Origin of the sequence: Aliivibrio sp. SR45-2, assembly GCF_963890165.1 — a bacterium.
GTDB classification, from domain to species: Bacteria; Pseudomonadota; Gammaproteobacteria; order Enterobacterales; family Vibrionaceae; genus Aliivibrio; species Aliivibrio salmonicida.
The window spans coordinates 21,663-47,816 of the sequence record NZ_CAWPRC010000146.1 but is presented as its reverse complement, the minus strand read 5'-3'; the positions used below and the strand labels follow the sequence as shown (position 1 = coordinate 47,816).

General features: G+C 39.0%; 20 protein-coding genes. 10 read left to right on the top strand and 10 right to left on the bottom strand.

Translation table 11 applies throughout. The annotated features are described in order from the left end of the window. Nucleotides 1-53: 53 nt before the first annotated feature. Nucleotides 54-992: a sugar kinase gene (locus AACV33_RS08115; protein ID WP_065609680.1), complete on the bottom strand. Its 939-nt coding sequence runs from the start codon at nt 990-992 to the stop codon at nt 54-56. A 34-nt stretch (nt 993-1,026) separates the two neighbouring features. Next, a complete protein-coding gene (locus AACV33_RS08110) occupies nt 1,027-1,362 on the bottom strand; it encodes a cupin domain-containing protein (RefSeq protein WP_065609678.1) in 336 nt (111 codons plus the stop codon). A gap of 339 nt (nt 1,363-1,701) precedes the next feature. Here AACV33_RS08110 and AACV33_RS08105 point away from each other — a divergent pair, with 339 nt between their 5' ends. The 4 genes from AACV33_RS08105 (at nt 1,702) to AACV33_RS08090 (ending at nt 8,885) form a co-directional block, all read left to right on the top strand. Further along, nucleotides 1,702-3,870 carry a heparinase II/III domain-containing protein gene (locus AACV33_RS08105; protein ID WP_182700111.1) on the top strand — a complete coding sequence of 723 codons (2,169 nt, stop codon included), beginning with the start codon at nt 1,702-1,704 and terminating at the stop codon, nt 3,868-3,870. Nucleotides 3,871-3,872: 2 nt separating this feature from the next. Continuing rightward, nucleotides 3,873-6,023: a heparinase II/III domain-containing protein gene (locus AACV33_RS08100; RefSeq protein ID WP_182700110.1), complete on the top strand. Its 2,151-nt coding sequence runs from the start codon at nt 3,873-3,875 to the stop codon at nt 6,021-6,023. A 443-nt stretch (nt 6,024-6,466) separates the two neighbouring features. Beyond that, the gene (locus tag AACV33_RS08095) at nt 6,467-7,348 is read left to right on the top strand and encodes an NAD(P)-dependent oxidoreductase (protein WP_017019721.1); all 882 of its coding nucleotides are present in this window, start codon (nt 6,467-6,469) and stop codon (nt 7,346-7,348) included. Nucleotides 7,349-7,850: 502 nt separating this feature from the next. Next, a complete protein-coding gene (locus tag AACV33_RS08090; protein WP_182700109.1) occupies nt 7,851-8,885 on the top strand; it encodes a polysaccharide lyase family 7 protein in 1,035 nt (344 codons plus the stop codon). A gap of 86 nt (nt 8,886-8,971) precedes the next feature. Here AACV33_RS08090 and AACV33_RS08085 read toward each other — a convergent pair whose 3' ends face one another. Together AACV33_RS08085 and AACV33_RS08080 are read right to left on the bottom strand one after the other, a co-directional pair. Beyond that, nucleotides 8,972-10,261 carry an MATE family efflux transporter gene (locus AACV33_RS08085; protein WP_220488642.1) on the bottom strand — a complete coding sequence of 430 codons (1,290 nt, stop codon included), beginning with the start codon at nt 10,259-10,261 and terminating at the stop codon, nt 8,972-8,974. Nucleotides 10,262-10,384: 123 nt separating this feature from the next. After that, complete coding sequence (locus AACV33_RS08080; protein ID WP_065609668.1) at nt 10,385-11,107, bottom strand: FadR/GntR family transcriptional regulator; 723 nt, start codon at nt 11,105-11,107, stop codon at nt 10,385-10,387. A 317-nt stretch (nt 11,108-11,424) separates the two neighbouring features. Between AACV33_RS08080 and AACV33_RS08075 the strand changes: the two genes are divergently transcribed. From AACV33_RS08075 to AACV33_RS08065, 3 genes are all read left to right on the top strand, one after another. Continuing rightward, nucleotides 11,425-12,135: a FadR/GntR family transcriptional regulator gene (locus tag AACV33_RS08075; protein WP_017021998.1), complete on the top strand. Its 711-nt coding sequence runs from the start codon at nt 11,425-11,427 to the stop codon at nt 12,133-12,135. Between the two features lie 125 nt (nt 12,136-12,260). Further along, the gene (locus AACV33_RS08070) at nt 12,261-14,126 is read left to right on the top strand and encodes a DUF294 nucleotidyltransferase-like domain-containing protein (RefSeq protein WP_065609666.1); all 1,866 of its coding nucleotides are present in this window, start codon (nt 12,261-12,263) and stop codon (nt 14,124-14,126) included. Further along, complete coding sequence (locus AACV33_RS08065; protein WP_065609664.1) at nt 14,126-14,842, top strand: 3'-5' exonuclease; 717 nt, start codon at nt 14,126-14,128, stop codon at nt 14,840-14,842. Before AACV33_RS08070 ends, AACV33_RS08065 begins: the two co-directional genes overlap by 1 nt. A 67-nt stretch (nt 14,843-14,909) precedes the next feature. Here the strand turns inward: AACV33_RS08065 and AACV33_RS08060 are convergent, their stop codons facing one another. After that, complete coding sequence (locus tag AACV33_RS08060) at nt 14,910-15,587, bottom strand: oligogalacturonate-specific porin KdgM family protein (protein ID WP_017021995.1); 678 nt, start codon at nt 15,585-15,587, stop codon at nt 14,910-14,912. A gap of 42 nt (nt 15,588-15,629) precedes the next feature. Next, nucleotides 15,630-16,892 carry an alginate lyase family protein gene (locus AACV33_RS08055; RefSeq protein WP_017021994.1) on the bottom strand — a complete coding sequence of 421 codons (1,263 nt, stop codon included), beginning with the start codon at nt 16,890-16,892 and terminating at the stop codon, nt 15,630-15,632. Nucleotides 16,893-17,979: 1,087 nt separating this feature from the next. Between AACV33_RS08055 and AACV33_RS08050 the strand changes: the two genes are divergently transcribed. After that, the gene (locus AACV33_RS08050; protein ID WP_182700107.1) at nt 17,980-19,752 is read left to right on the top strand and encodes a sodium:solute symporter family transporter; all 1,773 of its coding nucleotides are present in this window, start codon (nt 17,980-17,982) and stop codon (nt 19,750-19,752) included. A gap of 508 nt (nt 19,753-20,260) precedes the next feature. After that, entirely contained in the window at nt 20,261-22,027 is a 1,767-nt protein-coding gene (locus tag AACV33_RS08045) for a sodium:solute symporter family transporter (protein WP_017021992.1), read from the top strand. Nucleotides 22,028-22,139: 112 nt separating this feature from the next. Here AACV33_RS08045 and AACV33_RS08040 read toward each other — a convergent pair whose 3' ends face one another. The 4 genes from AACV33_RS08040 to AACV33_RS08025 all read right to left on the bottom strand — a co-directional run bounded on the left by AACV33_RS08040 (nt 22,140) and on the right by AACV33_RS08025 (nt 25,374). Continuing rightward, nucleotides 22,140-23,363, bottom strand: coding sequence for an HlyD family secretion protein (locus tag AACV33_RS08040; RefSeq protein ID WP_182700106.1), 1,224 nt, complete (start codon nt 23,361-23,363; stop codon nt 22,140-22,142). Next, nucleotides 23,356-23,709: an MFS transporter gene (locus AACV33_RS08035; protein ID WP_182700105.1), complete on the bottom strand. Its 354-nt coding sequence runs from the start codon at nt 23,707-23,709 to the stop codon at nt 23,356-23,358. The genes AACV33_RS08040 and AACV33_RS08035 overlap by 8 nt, the downstream gene beginning before the upstream one ends. A 130-nt stretch (nt 23,710-23,839) precedes the next feature. Next, nucleotides 23,840-24,850, bottom strand: coding sequence for an AraC family transcriptional regulator (locus tag AACV33_RS08030; protein ID WP_182700104.1), 1,011 nt, complete (start codon nt 24,848-24,850; stop codon nt 23,840-23,842). 233 nt (nt 24,851-25,083) lie between these two features. After that, nucleotides 25,084-25,374 carry a hypothetical protein gene (locus AACV33_RS08025; protein ID WP_065609655.1) on the bottom strand — a complete coding sequence of 97 codons (291 nt, stop codon included), beginning with the start codon at nt 25,372-25,374 and terminating at the stop codon, nt 25,084-25,086. Nucleotides 25,375-25,648: 274 nt separating this feature from the next. Between AACV33_RS08025 and AACV33_RS08020 the strand changes: the two genes are divergently transcribed. Beyond that, nucleotides 25,649-26,119, top strand: coding sequence for a YhcH/YjgK/YiaL family protein (locus AACV33_RS08020; RefSeq protein WP_065609654.1), 471 nt, complete (start codon nt 25,649-25,651; stop codon nt 26,117-26,119). The last annotated feature ends 35 nt before the right edge of the window (nt 26,120-26,154 follow it).

The following is a 26,154-nucleotide window of genomic DNA, read 5'->3' as shown; positions in this document are numbered from 1 at the left end:
GATTAAAGACACGCACCTAAATTTGACTAATTATTTAGGTAACGTATTAAAAATTATAAAGATAAATCAGGCATGGCATTACTTGGAATGATCGCGCCTTTATACTGGATCACCGTGCCTGCGACCACGTGCCCGGCATAGGCTGCTTCAAGTGCATTGCCACCACAGAAACGTTTTGCTAAAAAGCCTGCACTGAATGAATCCCCCGCGGCTGTTGTATCGATAATTTTATCTTTTTCTACGGGGTAAGGAGCGACATAGTTTGCTTGATTGTTTTGTACGACCAAACAATCTTTACTGCCTCGTTTAATAATGAGTTCACTAACGCCTGCTTTTGAGGTTCTCTCGATACATTGTTCAAGGTGTTCGTCACCGTAAAGGGCTTGTTCATCTTCAAAAGTGAGTAACGCAGTATCAGCAAGAGCTAATATTTTTAAGTACCATGATACGGCTTCAGATTGCTGATTCCAAAGTTTAGGGCGGTAATTATTATCAAAAAGAATTTTTCCACCTTGGACTTTGTATTGCTCTAAAAATGACAATAATACGTGACGACCGTTATCAGTGAGGATAGCAATAGAGATCCCACTGAGATAAATTGCATCAAAAGAAAACAGGCGATCTAAAATCGGTGCTGTATTTTCTTGGTCGAACAGATATTTTGCTGCGGCATCGCTACGCCAATAATAGAAGCTGCGCTCACCGATATCATCGGTTTCAATGTAGTACAAGCCAGGTTGTTTATCATCAAATTGAGTAACAAGATCGGTATTGATGCCTTCTGCTTGCCACTTTTCTAACATATCAATACTAAAAGGATCATTACCTAACGCCGTAACATAGCTGACGTTAATGCCTTTCTCTTGCGTTAAACGCGATAAATAAAGCGCGGTATTTAATGTGTCGCCACCGAATGTTTGTTTAAGCTCACTTTCTTTTTTCTGTAGCTCAACCATGCACTCGCCAATGACCGCGATGTTTACTGATTTCATATGCTTACCTTAGCAACTGAGGTTGCGCTAATTATTATTTTAAGAAATCTTGTCGTGCAGGTGAAAACATATCAAGTAAAATACTGTCTTGCTCAAGAGCGACGGCTCCGTGAATAAAATGTTTAGGAGCAATATAAGCATCGCCAGCGGTTAATACTTGTTTTACACCATCGACTTCGGCTTCAAAACTACCACTAACAACATAACCAATTTGGTCATGAATCTCGTGAGAGTGAGGAGCACCAATTGCGCCTTTGTCAAAACATAGGTGGACAGCCATTAGTTCATCTGTGTAACCAACGATTTTACGCTTGATGCCGCCACCTAGTTCTTCCCAAGGGTTTTCTTGTAATTTAAAAAAATTATTCATAATGCTTCTCCTAATAAAGGTATCAACTAAATTTAATGTTTCGATGGGAATAACTATAAGCTAATATTTTAATTTGTAATACAATATAGTTTATTTTGTGTGATGTGAATCAAATAACAATTTCTTTCGTCTCTACTTTATCGAATGTTTAACGACCTGTTACAAAATCTATATTATTTAAAATCAATTAGTTGAATTGTTTTGTGTGATTGTCATCATTGTTTGATAACACTAGGGTGTTACTAAAGCTAATATTGTATTACTTTATATGCAGTTTGATAATTTAGTTAGCGTTTAGAGATTAGATACTCTTTATTGAGATTGAGGGTGAAAAAGAATATGACGACACAACCAATTTTACTTACGGATGCTGAAATAGAACAACTTCACCTAGAGGTTGGGCGTTCTACTTTAATGGGTAAAACCATTGAAGCACATAAAAAAGACGTCGATGCATTTATGCAGCTTCCGTTAGATGTTCCTGGTCACGGAGAAGCGGGTGGTTATGAACATAATCGCCACAAACAAAACTACACGTACATGAATCTTGCTGGTCGCTTATTTCTGGTTACTAAAGAAGAGAAATACGCGAACTTTGTGAAAGAGTTACTCGCAATCTACGCGGATAAATATCTAACATTTGACTTCCATGTACAAAAAAACACAAACCCAACAGGTCGTTTGTTTCACCAGATCTTAAATGAACATTGTTGGTTACTATTTACGAGTCTTGCTTATTCTTGTGTTGCATCAACGATGACAGAAGAAGAGCGAAGCACGGTTGTTGAGCGTATCTTTGAGCCAATGCTTGATATGTTTACCGTTAAATATGCACACGACTTTGACCGTATTCACAACCACGGTATTTGGGCTGTGGCTGCTGTCGGTATCTGTGGTTTAGCTATTGGTAAACGTGACTATTTAGAGATGTCTGTTTATGGTATTGATCGTAATGAAACAGGCGGTTTCTTAGCTCAAATCTCTGAATTGTTTGCACCTTCTGGTTATTACATGGAAGGGCCTTATTATCACCGTTACGCGATTCGTCCAACGTGTGTGTTTGCTGAAGTTATTCACCGCCACATGCCAGAAGTGGATATTTATAACTTCAAAGGGCAAGTGATTGGTAACACAGTACAAGCCATGCTTTCAACCGCATACCCAAATGGTGAATTTCCTGCATTAAATGACTCATCTCGTACTATGGGCATTACGGATATGGGGGTTCAGGTTGCAGTGAGTGTTTACAGTAAACACTACGAACTTGATGACAACATCTTAGGCATGGCGAAAATACAAGACCGTGTTTGGATGCATTCTTGTGGTTTAGAATTATCAAAAGCATACGAAGAAGCATCAGAAAAGCATGAAATCAATATGCCTTTTTGGCCGAGTGTTGAGCTAAATGAAGGTCCAGATGGCCACTTTGGCGCACAAGGCTTTATCCGTATGCAGGATAAAAAAGGCGATGTCTCTCAACTTGTTATGAACTACGGCCAGCACGGTATGGGGCATGGTAATTTTGATACGTTGGGTATTACCTTCTTTAATCGCGGTCACGAAGTGTTGCGCGAATATGGTTTCTGTCGTTGGGTAAACGTTGAACCAAAATTTGGTGGTCGTTACCTTGATGAAAACAAATCGTATGCTCGTCAAACCATTGCTCATAATGCAGTCACGATTGATGAGACATGTCAGAATAACTTTGATGTTGAACGTGCAGATAAAGTGCATGGCTTACCTCACTTCTTTAAAGTAGAAGATCCAAGCATTAATGGTATGAGCGCATTTGCGAGTGATCACTACGATGGTCTTGATATGCAACGCAGCGTCTTTATGCTGAAGCTTGATGAACTTGAATCCCCATTGTTGCTTGATCTTTATCGTGTAGTCGGTGAAGGAGAGCATCAATACGATTACTCTCACCAATATGAAGGTCAGATAGTACGTACTAACTTTGAGTACCAAGCGAACAAAGAGCTGAATACGTTAGGCAGTGATTTTGGTTACCAACACTTGTGGAATGTGGCAAGCGGTGCAGTAAGCGATACGGCACTGGTGAGTTGGCTACAAAATAATACTTATTACACATGGTTAGGCACAAGCACTAACACTAACAATGAAGTAATTTTCACTCGTACTGGTGCGAATGATCCAAGCTTCAATTTGCGTAGTGAACCCGCGTTTATTCTTCGTAGCAAAGGACCATCAACGTTATTTGCATCAGTGCTAGAAACACACGGTTATTTCAACGAAGAATTTGAGCAATCGGTTAACGCTCGCGGCGTGGTAAAAAATATTCAGGTTATCGGTCACACAGTAGTAGGGTCGGTTGTTGAAATTCAGACAGAACACTCTAATGTAACCGTGATGATAAGTAATCAGTTTGGTGCAACAGAAAGTACCGCGCACACCGTAGAATTAAATGGTAAATCATACAGTTGGACAGGCTTCTATTCGCTAGAAACGTCTTCATTAGAAAAAAATACGATTAAGCAGGAGAAATAATAATGAGCTATCAACCACTTTTACTGAATTTTGAAGAAGCCGCTGAGCTTCGTAAAGAACTTGGCAAGGATAGCCTGTTAGGAAAAGCCCTTACTCGTGATATGAAACAAACAGATGCTTACATGGCAGAAGTCGGTATTGAAGTTCCGGGTCACGGCGAAGGTGGCGGTTACGAACATAACCGTCATAAGCAAAACTACATCCATATGGATCTTGCTGGCCGTCTGTTTTTGATTACAGAAGAAAATAAATATCGTGATTACATTGTTGATATGCTAACGGCGTATGCAACGGTGTACCCAACGCTTGAAAGCAATGTTAGCCTTGATTCTAATCCTCCGGGTAAACTGTTTCACCAGACATTGAATGAAAATATGTGGATGCTTTATGCTTCTTGTGCGTACAGCTGTATTTACCACACGATTTCAGAAGAGCAAAAGCGCTTAATCGAAGATGATCTTCTAAAGCAAATGATTGAAATGTTCGTGGTAACTTACGCGCACGATTTCGATATCGTACACAACCATGGTCTATGGGCGGTTGCTGCTGTTGGTATTTGTGGTTACGCAATCAATGATCAAGAATCAGTAGATAAAGCATTATATGGTTTAAAAATGGACAAAGTGAGTGGTGGTTTCTTAGCACAACTTGACCAACTGTTTTCGCCTGATGGTTACTATATGGAAGGTCCTTATTACCATCGTTTCTCATTGCGTCCAATTTATTTATTTGCTGAAGCAATTGAGCGTCGCCAACCAGAATTGGGTATCTATGAATTTAATGATTCAGTAATTAAGACAACATCGTATTCAGTATTTAAAACGGCTTTCCCTGATGGCACATTACCAGCACTGAATGATTCATCGAAAACGATTTCTATCAACGATGAAGGCGTTATCATGGCAACATCTGTGTGTTACCACCGTTATGAGCAAACAGAAACGTTACTTGGTATGGCAGATCACCAACAAGATGTTTGGGTTCATAGCTCAGGCCAAACATTATCAAATGCGGTTGAACAGGCTGATGAAATCAAACCATTTAACTGGGGCAGCTTATTTGTTACTGATGGCCCAGAAGGCGAAAAAGGCGGCGTAAGCATTCTTCGTCACCGTGATGAAAAAGACGACGATACCATGGCGTTAATTTGGTTTGGTCAGCACGGTTCTGATCATCAATACCATTCAGCATTAGATCACGGTCACTATGATGGTTTACACCTAAGTGTGTTTAACCGTGGTCATGAAGTCTTGCACGATTACGGCTTTGGTCGTTGGGTAAACGTAGAGCCTAAATTTGGTGGCCGTTATATTCCAGAAAACAAAACCTATTGTAAGCAGACAGTTGCTCACAACACCGTAACTGTGGATCAGAAAACACAGAACAATTTTGATACGGCATTGGCAGAATCTAAGTTTGGTCAGAAGCACTTCTTTGTTGCAGACGATCAATCGCTGCAAGGCATGAGCGGCACGATTTCTGATTACTACACTGGCGTAGATATGCAGCGCAGTATCATCCTTGCGGATCTCCCTGAGTTTGAAAAGCCATTGGTGATTGATGTGTACCGCATTGAAGCAGATGCAGAGCATGAATATGATTTGCCAGTGCACCATTCAGGCCAAATCATCCGTACTGATTTCGATTACCAAGTTGAAAGCACACTGAAACCTTTGGGTGAAGATAACGGTTATCAGCATCTATGGAATATCGGTTCAGGTAAAGTTGAAGGCAGTTCATTAGTGAGTTGGTTACACGACAGCAGCTACTACAGCTTAGTAACAAGTGCGGTAGAGGGGAGCGAGGTGATTTTTGCTCGCACTGGCGCAAATGATCCAGGCTTTAACCTGAAGAGTGAACCTGCACTGATTTTACGCCAATCAGGTCAAGACCACGTGTTTGCATCAGTATTAGAAACACACGGTTATTTTAACGAATCAATTGAAGCGTCTGTTGGTGCTCGTGGGTTGGTAAAAGCGGTTTCAGTGGTGGGCCATAACAGTATTGGGACTGTTGTTCGCATTGAAACAACGTCTGGTAATACTTACCATTACGGTATTTCAAACCAAGCTGAAGATGCACAGAAAGCGCTGCACACGGTTGAATTTAGTGGAAATACATACACATGGACGGGATCGTTCGCACAGCTTTAATCTAAACGAATGATTTAATTTACAGATTGGGAAATAAGACCAAACCGGATACTTTTGCATAGAGTATCCGGTTTTTTTATGGATGACACAGTTTTCATATTCCTACGTTAATAAGTAATACAATTGTGCGTGTTTTTTGTTGTTATGGTTACTAATGAGTTTGTTATTACTTTCGTAATTAGATTGATTTACTGAAAAAATAAACGATAGAGATAAAATTTATATATGTGCATTGTAACTATTTAATAGGTTTAACACCTTATAAATAGGCACTTTTTGGGTTGTGAATGCCTTAGCTTTATTGGTGCGAGTGATAAATTATAGGGCTACATCACACTTCACCATTAACAGTTCAATGATCGTTTAAAAACTATTGATAAAAACGGAATGTCCCGTTATTATAATGAGCATATAATCATACAATAACATATTTGGAGTTCAGCATGACTAAACCTGTAATTGGTTTCATCGGCCTAGGTCTTATGGGCGGCAACATGGTAGAAAACCTACAAACACGCGGCTACCACGTAAACGTAATGGATCTTAGCGAAGAAGCGATGGCACGCGTTACAGCTCGTGGTAATGCTACAGCGTTTACTTCTGCAAAAGAATTAGCAGCAGCAAGTGACATCGTTGAGTTTTGTCTTACTACTTCAGCTGTTGTTGAAAAAATTGTTTACGGTGAAGATGGTGTTCTTGCAGGTATCAAAGAAGGTTCAGTATTAATTGACTTCGGTACTTCTATTCCTGCGTCTACTAAGAAAATTGGCGCTGCACTTGCAGAAAAAGGCGCAGGCATGATCGATGCTCCTTTAGGTCGTACACCTGCACACGCTAAAGATGGTCTTTTAAACATCATGGCAGCTGGCGATATGGATACGTTCAATAAAGTTAAACCACTCCTTGAAGAGCAAGGTGAAAACGTATTCCACCTAGGTGCTCTAGGTTCTGGTCACGTGACTAAGCTTGTAAATAACTTTATGGGTATGACGACTGTTGCGACAATGTCTCAAGCGTTTGCTGTTGCTAAGCTTGCTGGTGTTGATGGGCAACAACTGTTTGATATCATGTCTGCAGGTCCATCTAACTCTCCGTTTATGCAGTTCTGTAAGTTCTACGCAGTAGATGGCGAAGAGAAGTTAGGCTTCTCTGTTGCAAACGCAAATAAAGATCTTGGTTACTTCCTTGCGCTTTGTGAAGAGTTAGGTACAGAATCTCTAATCGCTCAAGGTACAGCGGCAAACCTACAAGCCGCTGTTGATGCTGGCCTAGGTCAAAACGACGTACCAGTTATCTTTGATTACTTCACTAAACTAGAGAAATAATCACACATAGCCTTACTAGCGCATTCAAGGCAACCAAGTCTTAGAGTGCTTTAGTAGGGCTAATTTTTTATCTGCTTTCTCACTTTTTTCATAAATCTATTCTTCGCGTTAGGCTTGTTAATTATCTTCGATAGCACCTCATTATCTTATTGCTTACCCTTCAAACTTTATTTTTGCCATTATATTGATTTATCGTCATGTTCTTAAACGAAATGTATGATTAATCTTGTGGTTTTTAACATTTTCAATATCCAAAATATCGATGTTAAAAACGGAAGTTTTCTTATTTATAATTGTAAATGTTATCAATATCTAAGTTTTATCTCTATTTTTAAGATCAATCATGATTAACTTCTCATATCTACACCCTCCTAATTTCCATCTTTATATATGTGTTAAAATAATACAAATAAAGACGTTGGATAACTCTCTTTCCACTGAGGTATAACTCTCTTTCCACTGAGGTATAACTCAGTACTCATTACCAATAAAGGATTGAATAATGTTAAAGAAAAATAGGCTAACCGCCGCATTATTGGCTGTTGTGCCAATGGTCACTTTTGCGAATAATGGTGTTGTAGAACCAGTTCCCGCTGATAATTTTGATATGCGTAATTGGAAGATAACCATTCCATCAGACATTAATGAAGATGGAAGAGTTGATGAAATAGAAGGAGTAGCGATGATGAGCTACTCACATAAGGATTTCTTCCATTTAGATAAAGAAGGCAATCTTGTATTTGAGGTTCAAAACCAAGCGATCACAACCAAAAACTCAAAAAATGCACGATCAGAGCTTCGTGAGATGCCACGCGGTGCTGATTTCTCGATTGATACTGCCGATAAGGAAAACCAATGGGCGCTATCAAGTCATCCTAGCGCGAGCGCATACAGTGCAATTGGCGGTACGTTAGAGGCAACGTTAAAAGTAAACCATGTTCCGGTCAACGCTAAGTTTCCTGATAAATACCCTGCATATTCCGTTGTTGTTGGTCAGATCCATGCGAAGAAACACGATGAGCTTATTAAAGCAGGTACTGGCTATGGTTACGGTAACGAGCCATTGAAAATTTTCTATAAGAAGTTCCCAGGACAAGAAATGGGCTCGGTGTTTTGGAACTATGAACGTAATTTAGAGAAGAATGATCCTAATCGTGCAGATATCGCTTACCCTGTTTGGGGGAACACTTGGGATAACTCAGCAGAGCCGGGTAAAGCAGGCATTGCACTAGGTGAAGAGTTCAGCTACCGCGTTGAAGTAAAAGAGACCATGATGTACCTGACTTTTGAAACCGCACGCCATGATAAGGTCACTTATGAAATTGATCTTAGTAAAGGTATCGATAAGCTAGATTCACCGACAGGTTACGCAGAAGATGATTTCTACTTTAAAGCAGGCGCTTATGGTCAATGTAGTGTGAGTGAATCTCATGCAGTTTGGGGTACAGGCTGTGCCGGAACTGGTGATTTTGCAACCGACAAAAAAGCAGGCAATTACAGCAGTGTTACGTTTAGCCAAATTGACTTGAATAAGTAAGTTAAAGAAAAACTAGACTAATGAAGAAGACCGCTAAGTAATCAGCGGTCTTTTTATGTTAGAGAGACAGAGTAAATAAAGAGTGATTAGTCGTACATGAGCTTACTGGCTTTTTGCAAATCAAATTCTTTTAATGACTTTCTAGCAAGGTGCCTAAATGGGTAGGCCTTAACGATTTCTTCAAAAGGTTGTACGGCGAACGCCCAAAATATAGAACCATCTAAGCCGACAATAATCAGCGTACATAATGGAATCGAGAGAATCCATTGCCCTGTGAAGTTGATTTTAAATACATCGGTTGTCTTTCCTAATGCTCTTAATATATGCCCATGAACGGTGTTGTAGCCACGTGCTATGGGTAAGAAAATATAAAGAGGGGCGATAACGACAAGTGCTTGATAAGTCGAGGCATCTAAATCAGGATAAATGTCATTAATGACTAGACTGAGTCCGGCAAAAAATAAAGCACATATGAATGAAATTCCGACCGCGACATCAATACTGGTATTTACGTTTTTAGTCAGATCATCCATCTTTTTTGATCCAATAGCCTGGCTAATCGTAATAGCGGACGAATGAGCCCATGCGGTGATAAACTGGGTACCGGCACGTATCCACGGCATGACCAACGTAATCGCTACATAGGCATTGATATTGAGTTGAGAGTAGAGAAGTTGATAAATCGTCGCGCCTATCGATAGCATTGTTACGTTTGCAGCCACAGGAAAAATCTCGAGAAAGTGTTTTTGTGTGTTGGTAATGAAGGTTCTTCTTGTTGTATTGAGTTTTATTGAAATATTAGAGTCATAATGTACGCACAGTACGAGATAAAGAAGTCGAATTGAGATCGCAACGATACTGCCTAATGCTGCACCTTCAACCCCTATGCCTTCAAATGATGAAAAGCCGTGAATTAACGCATAAGATAAAATTGCATTAATCGGCAGTTCAATTAAGTAGCCCTTAAAAGGAACGTGAGTTCTTCCTAATCCATTAAATAAAGCAATAATGACTTGGGTGAGCGCCGTAAAGATAACGAGATATTTTGAAATATTAAGATAGCTGCTGATCTGTACATGAAGCGATTCGTTTTTAGTTAGAGCTTGAATTAGAGGCTGTTCAAAGTAAACGAGCAAGAGTAAAAACAATAACGCAACCGTTGTATTTATAGCTAAACCAGCCCAAAACGCTTTAGAGAGTGACGTTGTCATTCCCGACCCAACCGCTCGACTTAGTACCAATTGCGTCCCGTTTGCTAAGGCCATCTGAATACCAAGGATGAACGCGATAATGGTAGTGGCAATCCCCATTGCAGCAAGAGGGATTTCCCCCAAAGGAGACACTAATAGCGTGTCGATCATCAGCATGGATTGCATTAATAAAGCATTGAGGGCTAAGGGCCATGCGAGTGAAAAGTTTTTCCTAGCATACGATTGGGACGACACAATAATACCTTCTAATAATCAGTGTTAAGCCCCAACCATAAGGGGAGTAGAGATCTAAGCGATGGCTAACTCTGGTTGAGCTAGTTTTTGGTTTTCATCATCTAATAATATACGTGAAGAAATTCGCGCTTGATTGGCGTTGCCAGACATTATGGCGTCGTAAATCGCTTTGTGCTCTTCTAAACAGAAGCGGCCGCCTTCAGCTGAGTGATCGATAAATTGTTTGAAAATAGTAGATAAAATATTCCCAAACGGGACATAAAATTGATTCCCCGTTGAGAGAAAGACAGTTTGATGAAACAGATGATCGTTGATAGTCCAATCATCGTAATCGAAGCTGTTGGCAGCGAGTGACATCTTTTGAAACAAGACGGAAAGTGTTTTACGTTGTTCAACGGTGGCGTTAGTTGCGGCTAATGCACATGCTTCAGGTTCAATGGCTTTACGTAGCCCGAGAAATTGTGATAAAAACGGTTTTGTATCTTCTAAGTCTTGTATCCAATCGAGTAGTTGTGGATCTAAGAAGTGCCACTGTGAGCGTGGTTTAATTCGAGTTCCCACTTTAGGTTTCGATTCGATTAACCCTTTAGCGGAAAGTAACTTTGTTGATTCACGAAGTGCAGTTCGACTCACGCCAAAGACTTTGCATAGTTCCATTTCACTGGGTAATTTTTCATTTTCCTTGATTTCGCCAGACAATATTTTACGAGCAAGTTGTCTAGCAACCTGAACATGAATGCAGCGGCTTGAATCTGCCACTAGTGAAAATATTGACATGGGAATCACCTAAGGTTGAAATATTAAGAATAAGAAAGATTAATTAATAATACAATAACACTTGATGTATTCAAAGAAGATAAAACTAAAAATGGATGACAATAGTGATAAATGGGTAGGTTAAGGTTCATTCTGTGATTTTACGCATGAAAATAGGATTAGATTTTCGATTATTTGTATTAATAAATAAATACCGTGAATACGTCAAAGCCCAGAGTATAAGGGAGTTCACGTTATCATTGCTCTTATTTGGCGCATTATAAATTCAGTGCTATAGTGCTGTTAAATAATACATATTAATGAATTGAAGTGAAAATATGTCAGGTCCTTTTAATGTAATCTCAGGCTCAAAACGCAGTCTACACGTACAAGTTGCCCGTGAAATCGCGCGTGGTATTTTATCTGGTCAGTTACCACAAGGTTCAATTATCCCGGGTGAAATGGCGTTATGTGAACAATTTGGTGTCAGTCGTACGGCATTAAGAGAAGCAGTAAAACTTCTTACATCAAAAGGGTTGTTAGAATCTCGTCCTAAAATTGGAACTCGAGTTGTAGACCGTGCTTATTGGAACTTTCTTGATCCACAATTGATTGAGTGGATGGATGGATTAACAGATGTTGATCAATTTTGTTCTCAATTCTTAGGTCTACGACGAGCGATTGAGCCAGAAGCATGTGCACTAGCCGCGAAATTTGCAACGGCAGAACAACGCATTGAGTTGTCTGAAACGTTTCAAAGAATGGTCGAAGTATCAGAAGCCGACGAATTTGTTCAAGAAGATTGGACGACAATAGATACTCGATTCCATAGTCTAATTTTTAACGCGACCGGCAATGATTTCTATTTGCCTTTCGGTAATATTTTAACAACAATGTTTGTTAACTTTATTGTTCATTCTTCGGAAGAAGGCAGCACGTGTATTAATGAACATCGCCAGATTTATGAAGCAATCATGGCAGGAAACAGCGATAAAGCCCGTCAAGCATCAGCGAATCATTTGCAAGAATCTAAGCACCGTTTGGCATAAAAGACATAAATAGACCATTATTTCTTAAAAAGCATACTTAGGTGTGCTTTTTTTATGTCTGAATAAATTGTGTTGCCGATTATAAGTTATATAATAATACTAATTAAGCTATGGAGAGTATTAGTATGCCCCAATCCCTTTTGCCAAATATCATCCAATTTATTGGTCAAATAGACCCTTTTGACAAAATTCCAAAAGACGCATTGCGAGAATTGGCGTCACATATTCAAATCACTTACTTAAGTAAGGGGGAAGTGGTTGAGATGTGTGAAATTGGGAAAGAAAAATCGCTTTATATCATTCGAACCGGTTCTATGGAGCAGAGAAAATCGGATGGAGTTTTACGAGCCAGATTAGGATCGGAAGATTTGTTTGGTTTTACTTTCCTTAATTCTGATATGGATAACGAGCAAGGGTATAAAGCCACTGCAATAGATAATACGCTGTTGTACATTATTCCTCATTCAGCACTGCAAGTGTTGTTTAAAACTTACCCTGCTTGTGCCGAGCATTTTGCGTCCCAAGCGCAAGTTCGTCTGAAATCGGCACTTGATGTGGTCTGGTCAAACAAAGAGAAAGGGTTGTTTATTCGTAAGGTGGAAGATATTGCGAGTGGTCGAGTTGCGGTCGTTACATCAGATCAAAGTATTCAGCAAGTTGCCCATGAAATGCGGATTGTACATCGAACGCCGTGTGCCGTTATTTATGAAGATGACAAGATCATTGGCTTAATTACGGACAGAGACATGACCAAAAGAGTGATAGCTCATGGTGTGGCGTACGATCGTCCAATACGTGATGTGATGACGCATTCGCCATTAACCATTAAGCCTGATGATTTGGTTCTGCATGCGGCATCGGCAATGATGCAATTTAATATACGTAACTTACCCGTAGTAAAAGACAATAAAGTGGTGGGGCTGTTAACCACCTCTCATCTGGTTCAAAATCACCGTGTTCAGGCTATTTTCTTAATCGAAAAAATAAAATACGCAGGCAGCATAAAATCATTGGCGAGTTTTACGCCTGAGCGCCAAGCGATTTTTGAAGCGTTAGTAGAAGGTAAAGTGTCTCCAGAAATCATTGGTAAAGTAATGACGATGATTATGGATGCATATACTCGTCGAATTATTCAAATAGCGATGGATAAATTAGGCCCTCCGCCGTGTGATTTTTCATGGATCGTTGCAGGTTCTCACGCTCGAAATGAAGTGCATATGTTGTCGGATCAAGACAGTGCGATTGTGCTTGCCGATGATGCGACAGAAAATGACCGAATTTACTTTAAGCATTTAGCGATGATTGTGACGAATGGGCTAGACAGTTGTGATTACCCATTGTGTCCGGGAAAATTCATGGCCGCTACACCAAAATGGTGTCAGCCACTGAATGTATGGAAACACTATTATAAAAAATGGGTCGCGAATCCAGAATACGAGCGATTGTTGAACATCAGTGTATTTTTAGAGATCCGCACTGTTTATGGCAACAGTGAATTTGAATCGATATTAAGGGATGAGCTGCACCGTAACATCCGTAATAATCGTGAATTTTTGAGTACCTTAGTCAGAGATGCCATTAATACGAATCCGCCATTAGGTATCTTCAATAGCTTGGTGTTAGAGAAATCAGGCGAGAACAAGAAAACGCTGAACGTAAAAAAATACGCGATTAATTTGGTCATTGATCTTGCTCGAATTTACGGATTAGCGGTGGAGTGTGATCTGTCTGCTACGGATGAACGTTTTGCAGCGGCGAACGAGAAGGGTATGCTGAGTGATGATGCGTTTAAAAATATTTTAGGGGCGTATGAATTCATTCTTTCTTATCGTTTTAGTCACCAATTAGAAGCGCTCAAAAGAGGTGAAGAACCGAACAATAATATTGATCCAAACAGCTTTGGCAGCTTTGAGAGAAAACATTTAAAAGATGCATTTAGAATTATTGCAGATTTACAAGAAGGCGCAAAAGTACGGTTTGGGAGTCGATAATGAAAGCATTACTGACGTATTTACACCCTTTAGAGCGAATAAAAAGAAAACGAAAAGAGTACATCAATACGGTTAAGTTACCTAAAGTACTGCATGATTTAATTGAGCAGCCTTGCCCTAATATTTCTGATTTAGCAAAAAACAGTGATTACATTGTACTTGATTTAGAAACCACAGGATTAGACAGCGAAGGTGATTTAATTCTATCAATGGGCTGGGTTGATGTGGTGAACAGCAAGATTGATTTAGCCTCTGCTCAACACTTATATCTGACGAATGATTCTCAGATTAAGCCTGAAACGGCAGTGATTAACCATATCACTCCGCAAATGCTTGAACAGGGCGTGTCGATTCATGATGCGATGCTAACATTTTTTGAAGCGGCTAAAGGCAAGGTTATTGTGGCTCATGCTTGTGTGGTAGAAAGTAATTTTATTAATCATTACTTATCTCGCAGTTATGGTTTACGAGAGCTACCTTTACTTTGGTTAGATACCTTGTGCATTGAAAAGAAATTAGAAAATGCGATAAGTCATCATGATGATATTGATTTAACGTTATCAGGTACTCGTAAGCGATATGGATTACCAGAATATAACGCCCACAATGCTTTAGCGGATGCGGTCTCTACCGCAGAGTTATTGTTGGCTCAACAAAAAAGAGTCACGAGAAATGCTAATGTCACCATTGGTGTTATGTATAAATTAAGTCTGTAATTTTATTTTTACACCCAATAAAAAACCAGCATAATCGCTGGTTTTTTATGTAGATTGAACGCTGAAACTAGAAGCTGTAAGTCACACCTACACGGCTTCGTAACTGACGGTCATCAGACGTTGAAGATACCGACACGTTACCAAACTCAACGTATGGACGCCATGCCCAATCGGCTTCTTTATAGCCGATCTTTAAGTTCATATCCCAATTCATGTCTTTATTATTGAAATAGACTTGGTCATCTAAGCCTTTCTCGTAGTTTGCTTCAAACCCAAGTTGCAGATTTTCGTAGTTATACTCTAAGTTACCGGTGACTTTGCTTTTTTGCTCTGAGCTTTCACCGCTCTCATCCGTATAGTCACGGAACTCATGACGATAACGAAGTTTGGCTTTTACACCAGAATCAAAGGCGTATTGAACGCGAACTTGAGGTTTGTACGTTACTTTATCACTGCTAAATGTGATTGGCATACTCGGTTGAATTAACCAATGATCAGTTACTTGAAACTTATATCCGTATTCAAATTCATTATCGGCAGATTCCCATTCAGAAAAGGGTTGGCCTTTTTGTTTTGCTTCGAGGCCAAAATAATGATTACCAGTAGAACCACCAATTTTTATACGACTTGCATAGCTTTCACTGTCATGTTTGTATTCTTGACGAACATCTAATGAGGCAGCGGATAAACTGCCAACAAACAGAGTTGATGCGATTGCTAGGGTTACTTTGCTGTATTTATTCATTATTTTCTTCCACAGTTTAATAATTATTATTGGTTTAAGAGGTTATTTTTGTTTTAGGTAAAGGAGTTCGATATCTCGTTGCGCCCATACTTCGGCTAAGTTTTTCTTCACCGTGAATTGGCTAAAATCGGTGTCTGTCGCAAGGTTTATCCATTCTGGTTTATCCATAGCAACCCCTGCTTTTAGATAAATTGGGGTCATGCGTTCAATGCGGCGACGTTTGTCTTTTTGTGAATAGGGCCATGTTTTATTCAAATCTTGATAAATGGCCATTAATTGAATACCAGTGGTTAATGAACCACCTTTCTTATTGGTGTAGTTCCAAAGATCAACGCCAACTTTGTCGCCAATTTGTGCCATCCCAACAAGAGGATCTAAGCTAAAATAGTGGTAGTGATAAGCTCGTGTTCGCTCTATTTCGTGCGGTTGTGAACCGTCTTTTTCGAATTGTGTATCAACGCGCATCTTGCCTTTCTGAACCATTTGTTTAGCAAGAGCATCGTTACCTAAGAAATAAGAGATCCCAGCCATTTGGTAGTCGTACCATGTGCCGTGGTTATTGACAGAGTAAGCCTCACCTTTAGGTCCACCTGAAAGGTCGTCAACAATCATCCAATCCAAATAATTGGTATACCATTGCGTTATTTTCTGTTCGTCCGTATCTGTCCAACTTGGCGATTTAGACAGCATTGCGAAAGAATCAAGCATACGATCAGCCAGAGTTCGGGTATCAATAATACCGCTGCGACGACCGTCAGCTCGACCTGGCACCCCTTGAGCGAAATTCACATTTGGGTTCATTTTTGTATCTTCATCAATGAACCAAGTTCTTACGTATTCAATGCCTTGCTGTGCGTATTTCTCGTCTTCACTGAAATAATACGCAATAGCGAGAGCTCGAACCGAACGAGTGAAATGTCCAATACGTTTTGAGTCTGTTTCATCAGTTTTTGAGGCAGGGTTTGTTTTTCCGTCATGACGTATCCATGGAAGCCCATCAGTTTTACTCTCATCTGGCCACCAATAAGGACTAATACTTAAATAATCATTTTTATCGCCACTTGGTGGAGTCATGCCTTTTGCCGTTACCGTAAAAGGTCCGTCTTTCATTGCTAATTCAGCTTCTTCAATTAGCTTGGAATAGGTGTCTTTCATTGAGTCTGATGCGTTGCCAGAATGGAGTAAAGTTCGGTTTGCTTCTAATGTTGCTTCTTCTAGAAAAACAAAATTAGTCGCAAAAGCCTGTGCTCCAAAAGTGATAGCGCCGATGCAAGCGGCAAGAGGTAAGAGTTTAGGGGCTTTCATGTTATCGCCTTTTATTTTGAGTTAAAATAATACAAATATGGTAGCGATTTTGATTTGGTTGTTCTGTGAATTAGATCCACTTGTCGATATAAACCTTACGTACCCTAAAGTGATTTACATCAGCTTTTCTTGTTAATTGATTGATATTTATATTTTTTATTTCTCATGCCAACTATTTTGATTATGTAGAATTGATCAAAAATGTGCTCTGTAACATAAAATTGGAATCTCACATTGTTATTTTATTTGTAATACATTAGTATGTTTTTATGGTGTTGATATGACTGTTAGTTATTTTTATTATCCGAATAGGTGTCATTACTCAATGTGAAAAATTTAACGATCTGTCTATTATTAAAATAGTACTGGCACAAGAGTGACGGTGGATGCAAATAAAACAGAGCGGTATAACGATTGAAAGAATGATCTGAAATGAAAAAAATAAGTAAGAAGAGGGGCATAGTGCGAGAATTCAGATGATGTTTTTATTTTCTGATAAATAAAGAAGACATAATTTGTTGGTTACTATGAATCAAGTAAAAGATAACCGTATAAGTTAAGACGAAACGAGTAAAGAAAATATGATTAAAGTACTTAGTCCCGTATTTTAATTTTTAAATCTAAAAATTCTAATGATACCTTCTATGCTCTTCCCAGAAGATAGAAGGCGGCAGTTGTTTGCACTGCCTTTACGCTCATGCTGAACAGGCGGTATGAGCGTATTTTTTTGCCTGAAATTTGGTAACTACCGTATTTTTAATAATAAATAATCATACAAAATAGCTGTTTAAACTTAAGGTAAGATACGAATAATATCAACATTTATAATGGACGGTCAATTAACTGCTGGCTATGGTCGATGAGTTATAAGGAATTTATTTATGTAGTTAGGGTTTTTTAGGTGTTTTTTGAGAAAGATAGGAGAAATAAAATAATGTGGTGATTTTATGAACTCGATCACTTGTACGATTATATAATTACAATTTTATTAATACTGATCACTATTTTGAGGTATTGTACTACAAATGTGTTCTATCCTGATTATACTGTTTTGTAACAAAATACATAATTATAAAAAGGGCAAAAGATGGAACTCAATACTCTTATCGTAGGTATCTATTTCTTATTTCTAATCGCAATCGGTTGGATGTTCAGAAAGTTTACAAGCACAACAAGTGATTATTTTCGCGGTGGCGGTAACATGCTTTGGTGGATGGTAGGTGCAACGGCATTTATGACCCAATTTAGTGCATGGACATTTACTGGAGCAGCAGGTAAAGCGTATAACGATGGTTTTGCCGTTGCAGTCATCTTTATTGCTAATGCTTTCGGTTACTTCATGAACTATGCGTACTTTGCACCTAAATTCCGTCAACTTCGTGTTGTAACGGTTATTGAAGCGATTCGTATGCGTTTTGGTGCAACTAATGAGCAAGTATTCACTTGGTCTTCAATGCCTAACAGTGTTGTATCTGCTGGTGTCTGGCTAAATGCATTGGCTATTATCGCGTCGGGTATTTTTGGTTTCGACATGAATATGACGATTTGGGTTACTGGTCTAGTGGTGTTAGCCATGTCGGTAACTGGGGGCTCTTGGGCGGTAATTGCGTCTGATTTTATGCAGATGGTTATCATCATGGCGGTAACCGTAACATGTGCTGTTGTTGCTGTCGTTCAAGCCGGTGGTGTTGGTGAAATTATAAATAACTTCCCTGTACAAGAAGGCGGTTCGTTCCTTTGGGGTAACAACATCAACTACCTAAGTATCTTTACTATTTGGGCATTTTTCATTTTTGTTAAGCAATTCTCTATTACGAACAACATGCTTAATTCATATCGTTACCTTGCAGCAAAAGATTCAAAGAATGCTAAAAAAGCGGCATTGCTTGCTTGTGTGCTAATGATGGGTGGTGTGTTCATTTGGTTTATGCCTTCTTGGTTCATTGCTGGTCAAGGTGTTGATCTGGCAGCTGCTTACCCAGAAGCCGGTAAAAAAGCGGCAGATTTCGCTTACTTATACTTTGTAGAAAAGTACATGCCAGCTGGTATGGTTGGTCTTTTAGTGGCGGCAATGTTTGCGGCAACCATGTCTTCAATGGATTCAGGTTTAAACCGTAACTCGGGTATTTTCGTTAAAAACTTTTATGAGCCAATTATTCGTAAGGGTCAAGCATCCGAGAAAGAGCTCGTGACGGTATCGAAGATCTCTTCTGCTGTATTTGGTTTTGCTATTATCCTAATCGCACAATTCATCAACTCACTTAAAGGATTAAGCTTGTTTGATACGATGATGTACGTAGGTGCCTTAATTGGTTTCCCAATGACCATTCCTGCTTTCCTTGGCTTTTTTATTAAGAAAACACCGGATTGGGCTGGTTGGGGGACGCTTGTTGTTGGTGGTTTCGTTTCTTATGTGGTTGGTTTTATTATCACCCCAGAGATGGTATCAACGGCCTTTGGTCTGCAAGATATAACAAGCCGTGAATGGTCTGATGTTAAGGTAGCAATTGGTCTAATTGCGCATATCACACTAACTGGTGGCTTCTTTATGCTATCAACATTGTTCTATAAACCGCTAACAGAAAAGCGTCAAGCAGATGTAGACAAGTTCTTTGGTAACTTATCGACTCCACTTGTCGCCGAGTCAGTAGAGCAAAAGATATTGGATAATAAACAGCGTCAAATGTTGGGTAAATTAATTGCAGTTGCTGGTGTGGGTATCATGCTTATGGCATTACTGACTAATCCGATGTGGGGACGTTTAGTCTTTATCTTATGTGGCGTGATTGTCGGTGGCGTGGGGGTTTTATTAGTTAAAGCTGTTGATGACAAAGTAGAACAACAAGTTATTACAGAATAACCTTTATTTTTAATCAAATGTAAATACAAAAGCCAATCGTGCAGTGTGTGCGCTTGGCTTTTTATTGTCCATTGTTTAGGCTTGGTATGACTCATCTTGTTGTCTGAGTGGCAATTAAGCCGTTAAAGATTAATATCTCAATCCTTATAATTTCCGGGCTTATTTGTCCTACAAAATAATTTATTTTCTACTGTCTCTGCTGTTTTCTCTTCGCTTGCAAGCGATAAACTCTCCTTCTATTGTATTTTATCCCTATTTTTATCTTTTATTGGTGTGTTTTATTTTTACTTTCCTTTCAGTTTCTTATGGTTTTTTTGCCGTAATCTACTCCTTTTTTTAATTTTGTCATTACGCTTGTTTATGATTTTGTGAATCGCATCACTTGGCTGATTATATAAATATTAAATTAGCAATTCCTATCACCATTTTGAATTATTGTAGTACAAATGTTTTTGTTGGTAATTATAATCAGCGTCAATAAAAACATAATTACAAAAAGGTCAAAAAGATGGAACTTAATACTCTTATCGTAGGTGTCTATTTCTTATTCTTAATAGCAATAGGTTGGATGTTCAGAAAATTTACAAGTACAACAAGTGATTACTTCCGCGGGGGCGGCAACATGCTGTGGTGGATGGTTGGTGCAACGGCGTTTATGACGCAATTCAGCGCTTGGACATTTACCGGAGCGGCAGGTAAAGCGTTTACTGATGGTTTTGCGGTAGCAATTATTTTTATTGCTAACGCCTTCGGTTACTTGATGAATTACTTATACTTTGCGCCTAAGTTCCGTCAACTTCGTGTTGTTACGGTTATAGAAGCGATTCGTATGCGTTTTGGTAAAGTAAACGAGCAAGTGTTTACTTGGTCTGGGATGCCAAACAGCCTGATCTCGGCAGGAATATGGTTGAATGGACTTGCTATTATTGCTTCTGGAATTTTTGGTTTCGATATGACAACAACAATTATCCTAACAGGGTTGGTTGTATTGGTTATGTCAGTAACTGGGGGGTCATGGGCTGTAATCGCCTCTGATTTTATGCAGATGGTTATTATCATGGCAGTCACAGTAACTTGTGCGGTAGTCGCTGTTTATCACGGTGGCGGTGTAACTAATATTGTTCATAACTTTCCAACGGATTCGTTTATTACTGGTGGTAACTTAAATTATCTGAGTATCTTTGGTATTTGGGCGGTATTCATTTTCTTGAAGCAGTTTAGTATCAACAATAACATGTTGAATTCGTACCGTTATCTTGCAGCTAAAGACTCTAATAATGCTCGTAAAGCGGCGTTACTTGCTTGTATATTAATGTCTATTGGACCCGTTATTTGGTTCATGCCTAGTTGGTTTATTGCCGGTCAGGGCGTTGACCTTGCTGCACAGTATCCGGAGGCTGGAAGTAAAGCGGCTGATTTTGCTTACCTTTACTTTGTTGAGAAATACATGCCTGTTGGTATGGTTGGGTTACTTATTGCAGCGATGTTTGCGGCAACGATGTCATCAATGGATTCAGGTCTTAATCGTAACTCTGGCATTTTTGTTAAGAACTTTTATGAAATCATTCTTAGACCTCAAGCGTCTGAGAAGGAGTTGGTATTAGTTTCAAAAATATCATCAACTGTATTTGGCTTAGTGATTATTCTAGTTGCGTTATTTATTAACTCATTAAAAGAGCTAAGTTTGTTTGATACGATGATGTATGTAGGTGCATTGATTGGTTTCCCTATGACCATTCCTGCTTTCCTTGGCTTCTTTATCCGCAAAACGCCTGATTGGGCTGGTTGGGGAACATTAGTCGTTGGTGCTTTTGTATCGTACTTTGTTGGTTTTGTTATTACCGCAGATATGATACAGAATTGGTTTGGATTAAACGAATTGACTAGCCGTGAGTGGGCGGATCTTAAAGTGGCAATCGGTCTTATTGCTCATATGATATTTACTGGTGGGTTCTTCTTACTATCAACACTGTTCTATAAGCCGTTAGCGGCTCATCGCGAAAAAGACGTAGATAAGTTCTTTGAAAACCTAGCTACACCATTGGTTTCAGAGAGTGCAGAGCAGAAAATATTAGATAATAAACAACGTCGCATGCTTGGTTCATTAATCGCAGTCGCTGGTGTGGGGGTGATGGCTATGTTTACATTACCAAACCCACTATGGGGCCGTATGGTGTTTGTATTCTGTGGTTTAATTGTCTTCTCTGTTGGCTTACTGCTTGTGAAAGCGGTGGACGATAAGATTGAAGAACCAGTCACAACAACGGTTAATTAGTGACATAAAATAAAAAAGGCCAACCGTCATTTTTAGCCGGTTGGCCTTTTATTAAGAATAAAAAGCCTCGTGATTTTAGAGAGATAAACCACAAGGCATAAAGGGGAGAAGTCTACAATGAATAAAAGAAGTAAATTTGTGATTTCATTCGAATAATAATGCCTCGAATAACATCTAAGAAAGCCATAAATCCAACGGGCTTCTCTCCAGAGATCCACGCTAAGCCAACCGATCCAACAGGAATATCATAACCTTCGCCTTCTTCAAGTTTCAAACGAACAAAATGGTGCTTGTTATTGACGTTTAATCCTGTGGTTTGACGAACATTGGTTTCTCTACCTAACAGGTTTGCTTGTGCTTCTCCTGTCGCTTCGACAATACCTTCTACTTCCGCGATGAATACTTTACCAGGGTAAACCGCACTTGAAAATTCAGCAGGGCGACCCACTTTGACATTACGAATAGCTTGGTGGTTAACTCGCATTAATACATATTTTTCATTGGTGTACATTTGCATACGAGGCACAGTGCCGACATATTGACCTTCACGAAGAATGAAGTTGGTCACATAGCCATCAGCAGGCGCGTAGATCTTCGTATTGTCTAAATTCCATTGTGCTTGAGTGACGTTTTCTTTCGCATTAGCCAATTCACTTTCTTTGGCTTTTACACCGAATTTTGCATTGTCTAAATCCAAAATCGCTTTTTCGTTTGCTAATTTTGCTTTGTCTAATTGAGCAACGGCACTGGCAACATCGATTTCACCGATAGAAACTAACGTGCCTTGTTCATCTAATGCGCTTTGTGTAATCGTATTTTTTACTTTACGATTTTGGTCTACGTAGCGTTTTAGCGTGATTTGTTTGTATTTTAAATCTTGGTTTTTAGATTCGATTTGTTTTTGACTTACGACAATGTCACTCTCAGATGCTGAAATTGCTTGGTGTGCGAGTTTTACATTTTGTTTGGCGACATCAAGACCGACTTCACTCGCTTCTTGTGACACATTCGCCTTATTAAGCGCAATTTGATAAAGCTTGTCATCCAGTTCATACACCAATTGGCCTTTCTTTACTTCTTGATTTGGTTTGATATAAATGGTTTTGACTGTGCCTTTAATCTGGGTACTTGCCGGTCGTAATTGAATGTGAGGAGATTGGACGACGGAACCACCAGATAAATCCATTGGTGTATAGTTTAATAAACCAGCCCATACAAATAACAACCATGAGCCGCCACCAATATAAGCAAAACTTTGAGTAAATTTATTCCAAGGCATACCTATCATTCGAAGCAAATAAATAAACAGTGCCCATACGGCTAATCCCTCAAGCATTATGGCTCTCCTCTTGAGTAGGTTGAGTCTCGGCATTTTTAGTCGCGGGTGTTGTTGGTTGACGCCAAATATCTCGGATTTTGATTAAGGCTTTTTCTGCATCAACAAACGCACAAATTACGGCTAATACCCAGACCCAATGCCAGACAAAACCTATCCAGGTGAGAGCGGTAATTAACCCTATTTGTTGATGTTGTTTACTGTGTGCTTTATTGATTGGTAATTCATGAAGTTTCCAGAAACCATAAGCGAGAGCGATGATGCTTCCTAGCATGACGACGCTTGCAATAACATGTAGCCCCAGATCCTGACCTGATCCAACAAAAGGCATACTGACTAAACTCATAAATGACTAACCTCAAATAATAATGAACGCACAGCATGTGTTTTATTATGTGAAGACACGATGGTTTGTGTTTGTTTATATCAATAATTGATTATAAATGATGTATTGAAATTTTTATTGAACTTAACCGTTAAAGGTTTTCTTTGCGGTAATGCTGAGGAGTGACTCCATAGAGTCGTTTAAACGCGACTGAAAATGAAGCAACATTTTTATAACCAACCCGTTGTGATATTTCTTCCATGCTAAGTGGCGAGGTCATTAATGTAATGGCTTCATCGCATACGCTGTGCTGAACAACATTGGTAAACGAAATGCTTTGCTCTTGTAATCGACGTTGTAGAGTGAGTGGTTTCATACCGACTTTATCGGCAACGAACTCAAGTGTTGGGTAACCAAAGAAAAGAGCGTATTTTGTGAGCTCAAAAACCACTTTTATAAGGTCTTGAGGTTGAGGAATAAGCATATAACTCATTGCTTGTTCTACCGTAAAGGCTTTTACTTGTGGTGTTGGTAGTGTGAAACGTCGTGGACAAGTAATGTCTTTTACTGGAAACCAAACTTGAGTATTTGGGCTGTTCCATGTGATAGGGCAATTAAAAATGGCTTCAATTTCACCGTGTTTTCCTATTGGGGTTCCTGCTAGATGAATAGCAATAGGTTGGTAATCGTCTCCATGAAACAGTTTGAGTAAACGTAAGAAAGAGCCTGCCGCCAAAATGCTTTCATGGATGCGAGCTTGAGGGAGAAGAGTCGGTGTTAATATTCGCCATTTAACGATCGAACCGCTCAACAGCATGTTTACTTGAACTCCCGATTGCAGTGCATTATGAATGGTGTTCATGCGTTTTATTGCCATACCTAAATTGGTTGAGCTTGCTAATAATTGCACAAAAGGACCAAACTGTTTCAGGCTGTTTGACTGAGTTAATTTAGCGGTGTAGGTCGGATCTTGAGTTAAATTTTCTATCTTACACAGTAAGGTTTCAAGATCTCGAAGTGGCATTAATTTCAGTTCGTAGTTAAATAAACTCGGTGGCATATTAAAATCAGTGACGGCTAAGCCATAATGCTTCATCGCGTGGTCAATCAGCATTTTTGCTGTATGCACTCGAACGAGGTAAATTGCGTTTTGTTTTGCCATAACTGTCTTATTTCTCGAACAAATAAAGAGGATTATAAAGAAGGATTAAGCTTGAAACTAGAGGGGATTGGAGTTGATGAATGATCAAAGACTGATTTAGAAGGGGGTTCTCTTTTTTTACTATGAAAAAAGCCTATTTAATTAAAAATAGGCCTAATATTTAGGGCTCATCTTGGGCTAGTTGAGTAGTTATTAAAAATTAATTAATACCCTAAATTCTTGGAGTAAATGAATTAACAAGCAAGCCATTCATTTACTGTTTGTCCTGCAATGACATTATTGGTTTGTTTCAGCAAGGCTAAAAGGTAATTTTCTCTTTTTATATCAATGATATTGTGGATGGTTTTATCCATGTGTTTCTCGCCAAAATGCTTACGTTCTTCTCGGATCTGTGAGCGATCTCGGTAGCTTAAATTATAGACTTCACAAGACAATAAATTGAGCGCTTCGTTTTTAATAAAACCCCTTGCCTGAAGTAACGTAATTATTTTTCTATCTAAGAATGTCAGTTTGCTTGATTTCATGGTTAACCCTTTTATCAGCTAAACACATCCATATGAATAATTAATGTTATCTTGCGTTTATTTCTTAATGGTGAATGTATAACAAATGGATTGGTGATGAATGGGCATCTTAATATTAATCAAGGGTAAGAATGCCGTGTGAGATGAGAAATTATGGGTAGGTAAGTGAGGGATAAATGGAATAGATCATAGACATTAAAGGAAGAGAGTAGCAAAATGTAGACAACATTGAGGCAGATAAATTATTTATTTTTCAGTATATTAAGGGGTTACCGTGTTTAAAGGAAAGTGGAATGACGATATTCAAGGTACAGCGTTGCATCCTGTTATTATTGAAATTATTCAATACGTGAAAGCGAAGACGGCAGAGAAGGTTGAAACAGGTAATTATCCATTGCCTTATGATGAATCTGTGTATTTTATTGTGAATGATAAAACAGAGCTGAAAGAAAATCGTCGATCAGAAATCCACCATAAGTACCTTGATGTGCAGTTGATATTGGAAGGATCTGAAACCTTTGGCTACAGCGAACATCCATTATTGTCGATTGAAGATGACTTCTTAAAAGAGAAAGATATTGCTTTTAGTAATGATGTGAAAGATGAGCAATTTGTAACGTTAGAGGCGGGAGAGTTTATTATCTTTAACCCTAAACAACCACATCGCCCATTAGTCGCGGTTGACGATAAGCCAGCGGCAGTGAAGAAGCTGATCATTAAAGTAAATAGCGCGCTGTTGGTGTAATTAATAACATTAAAAAACATCAATAAAAAAAGCCC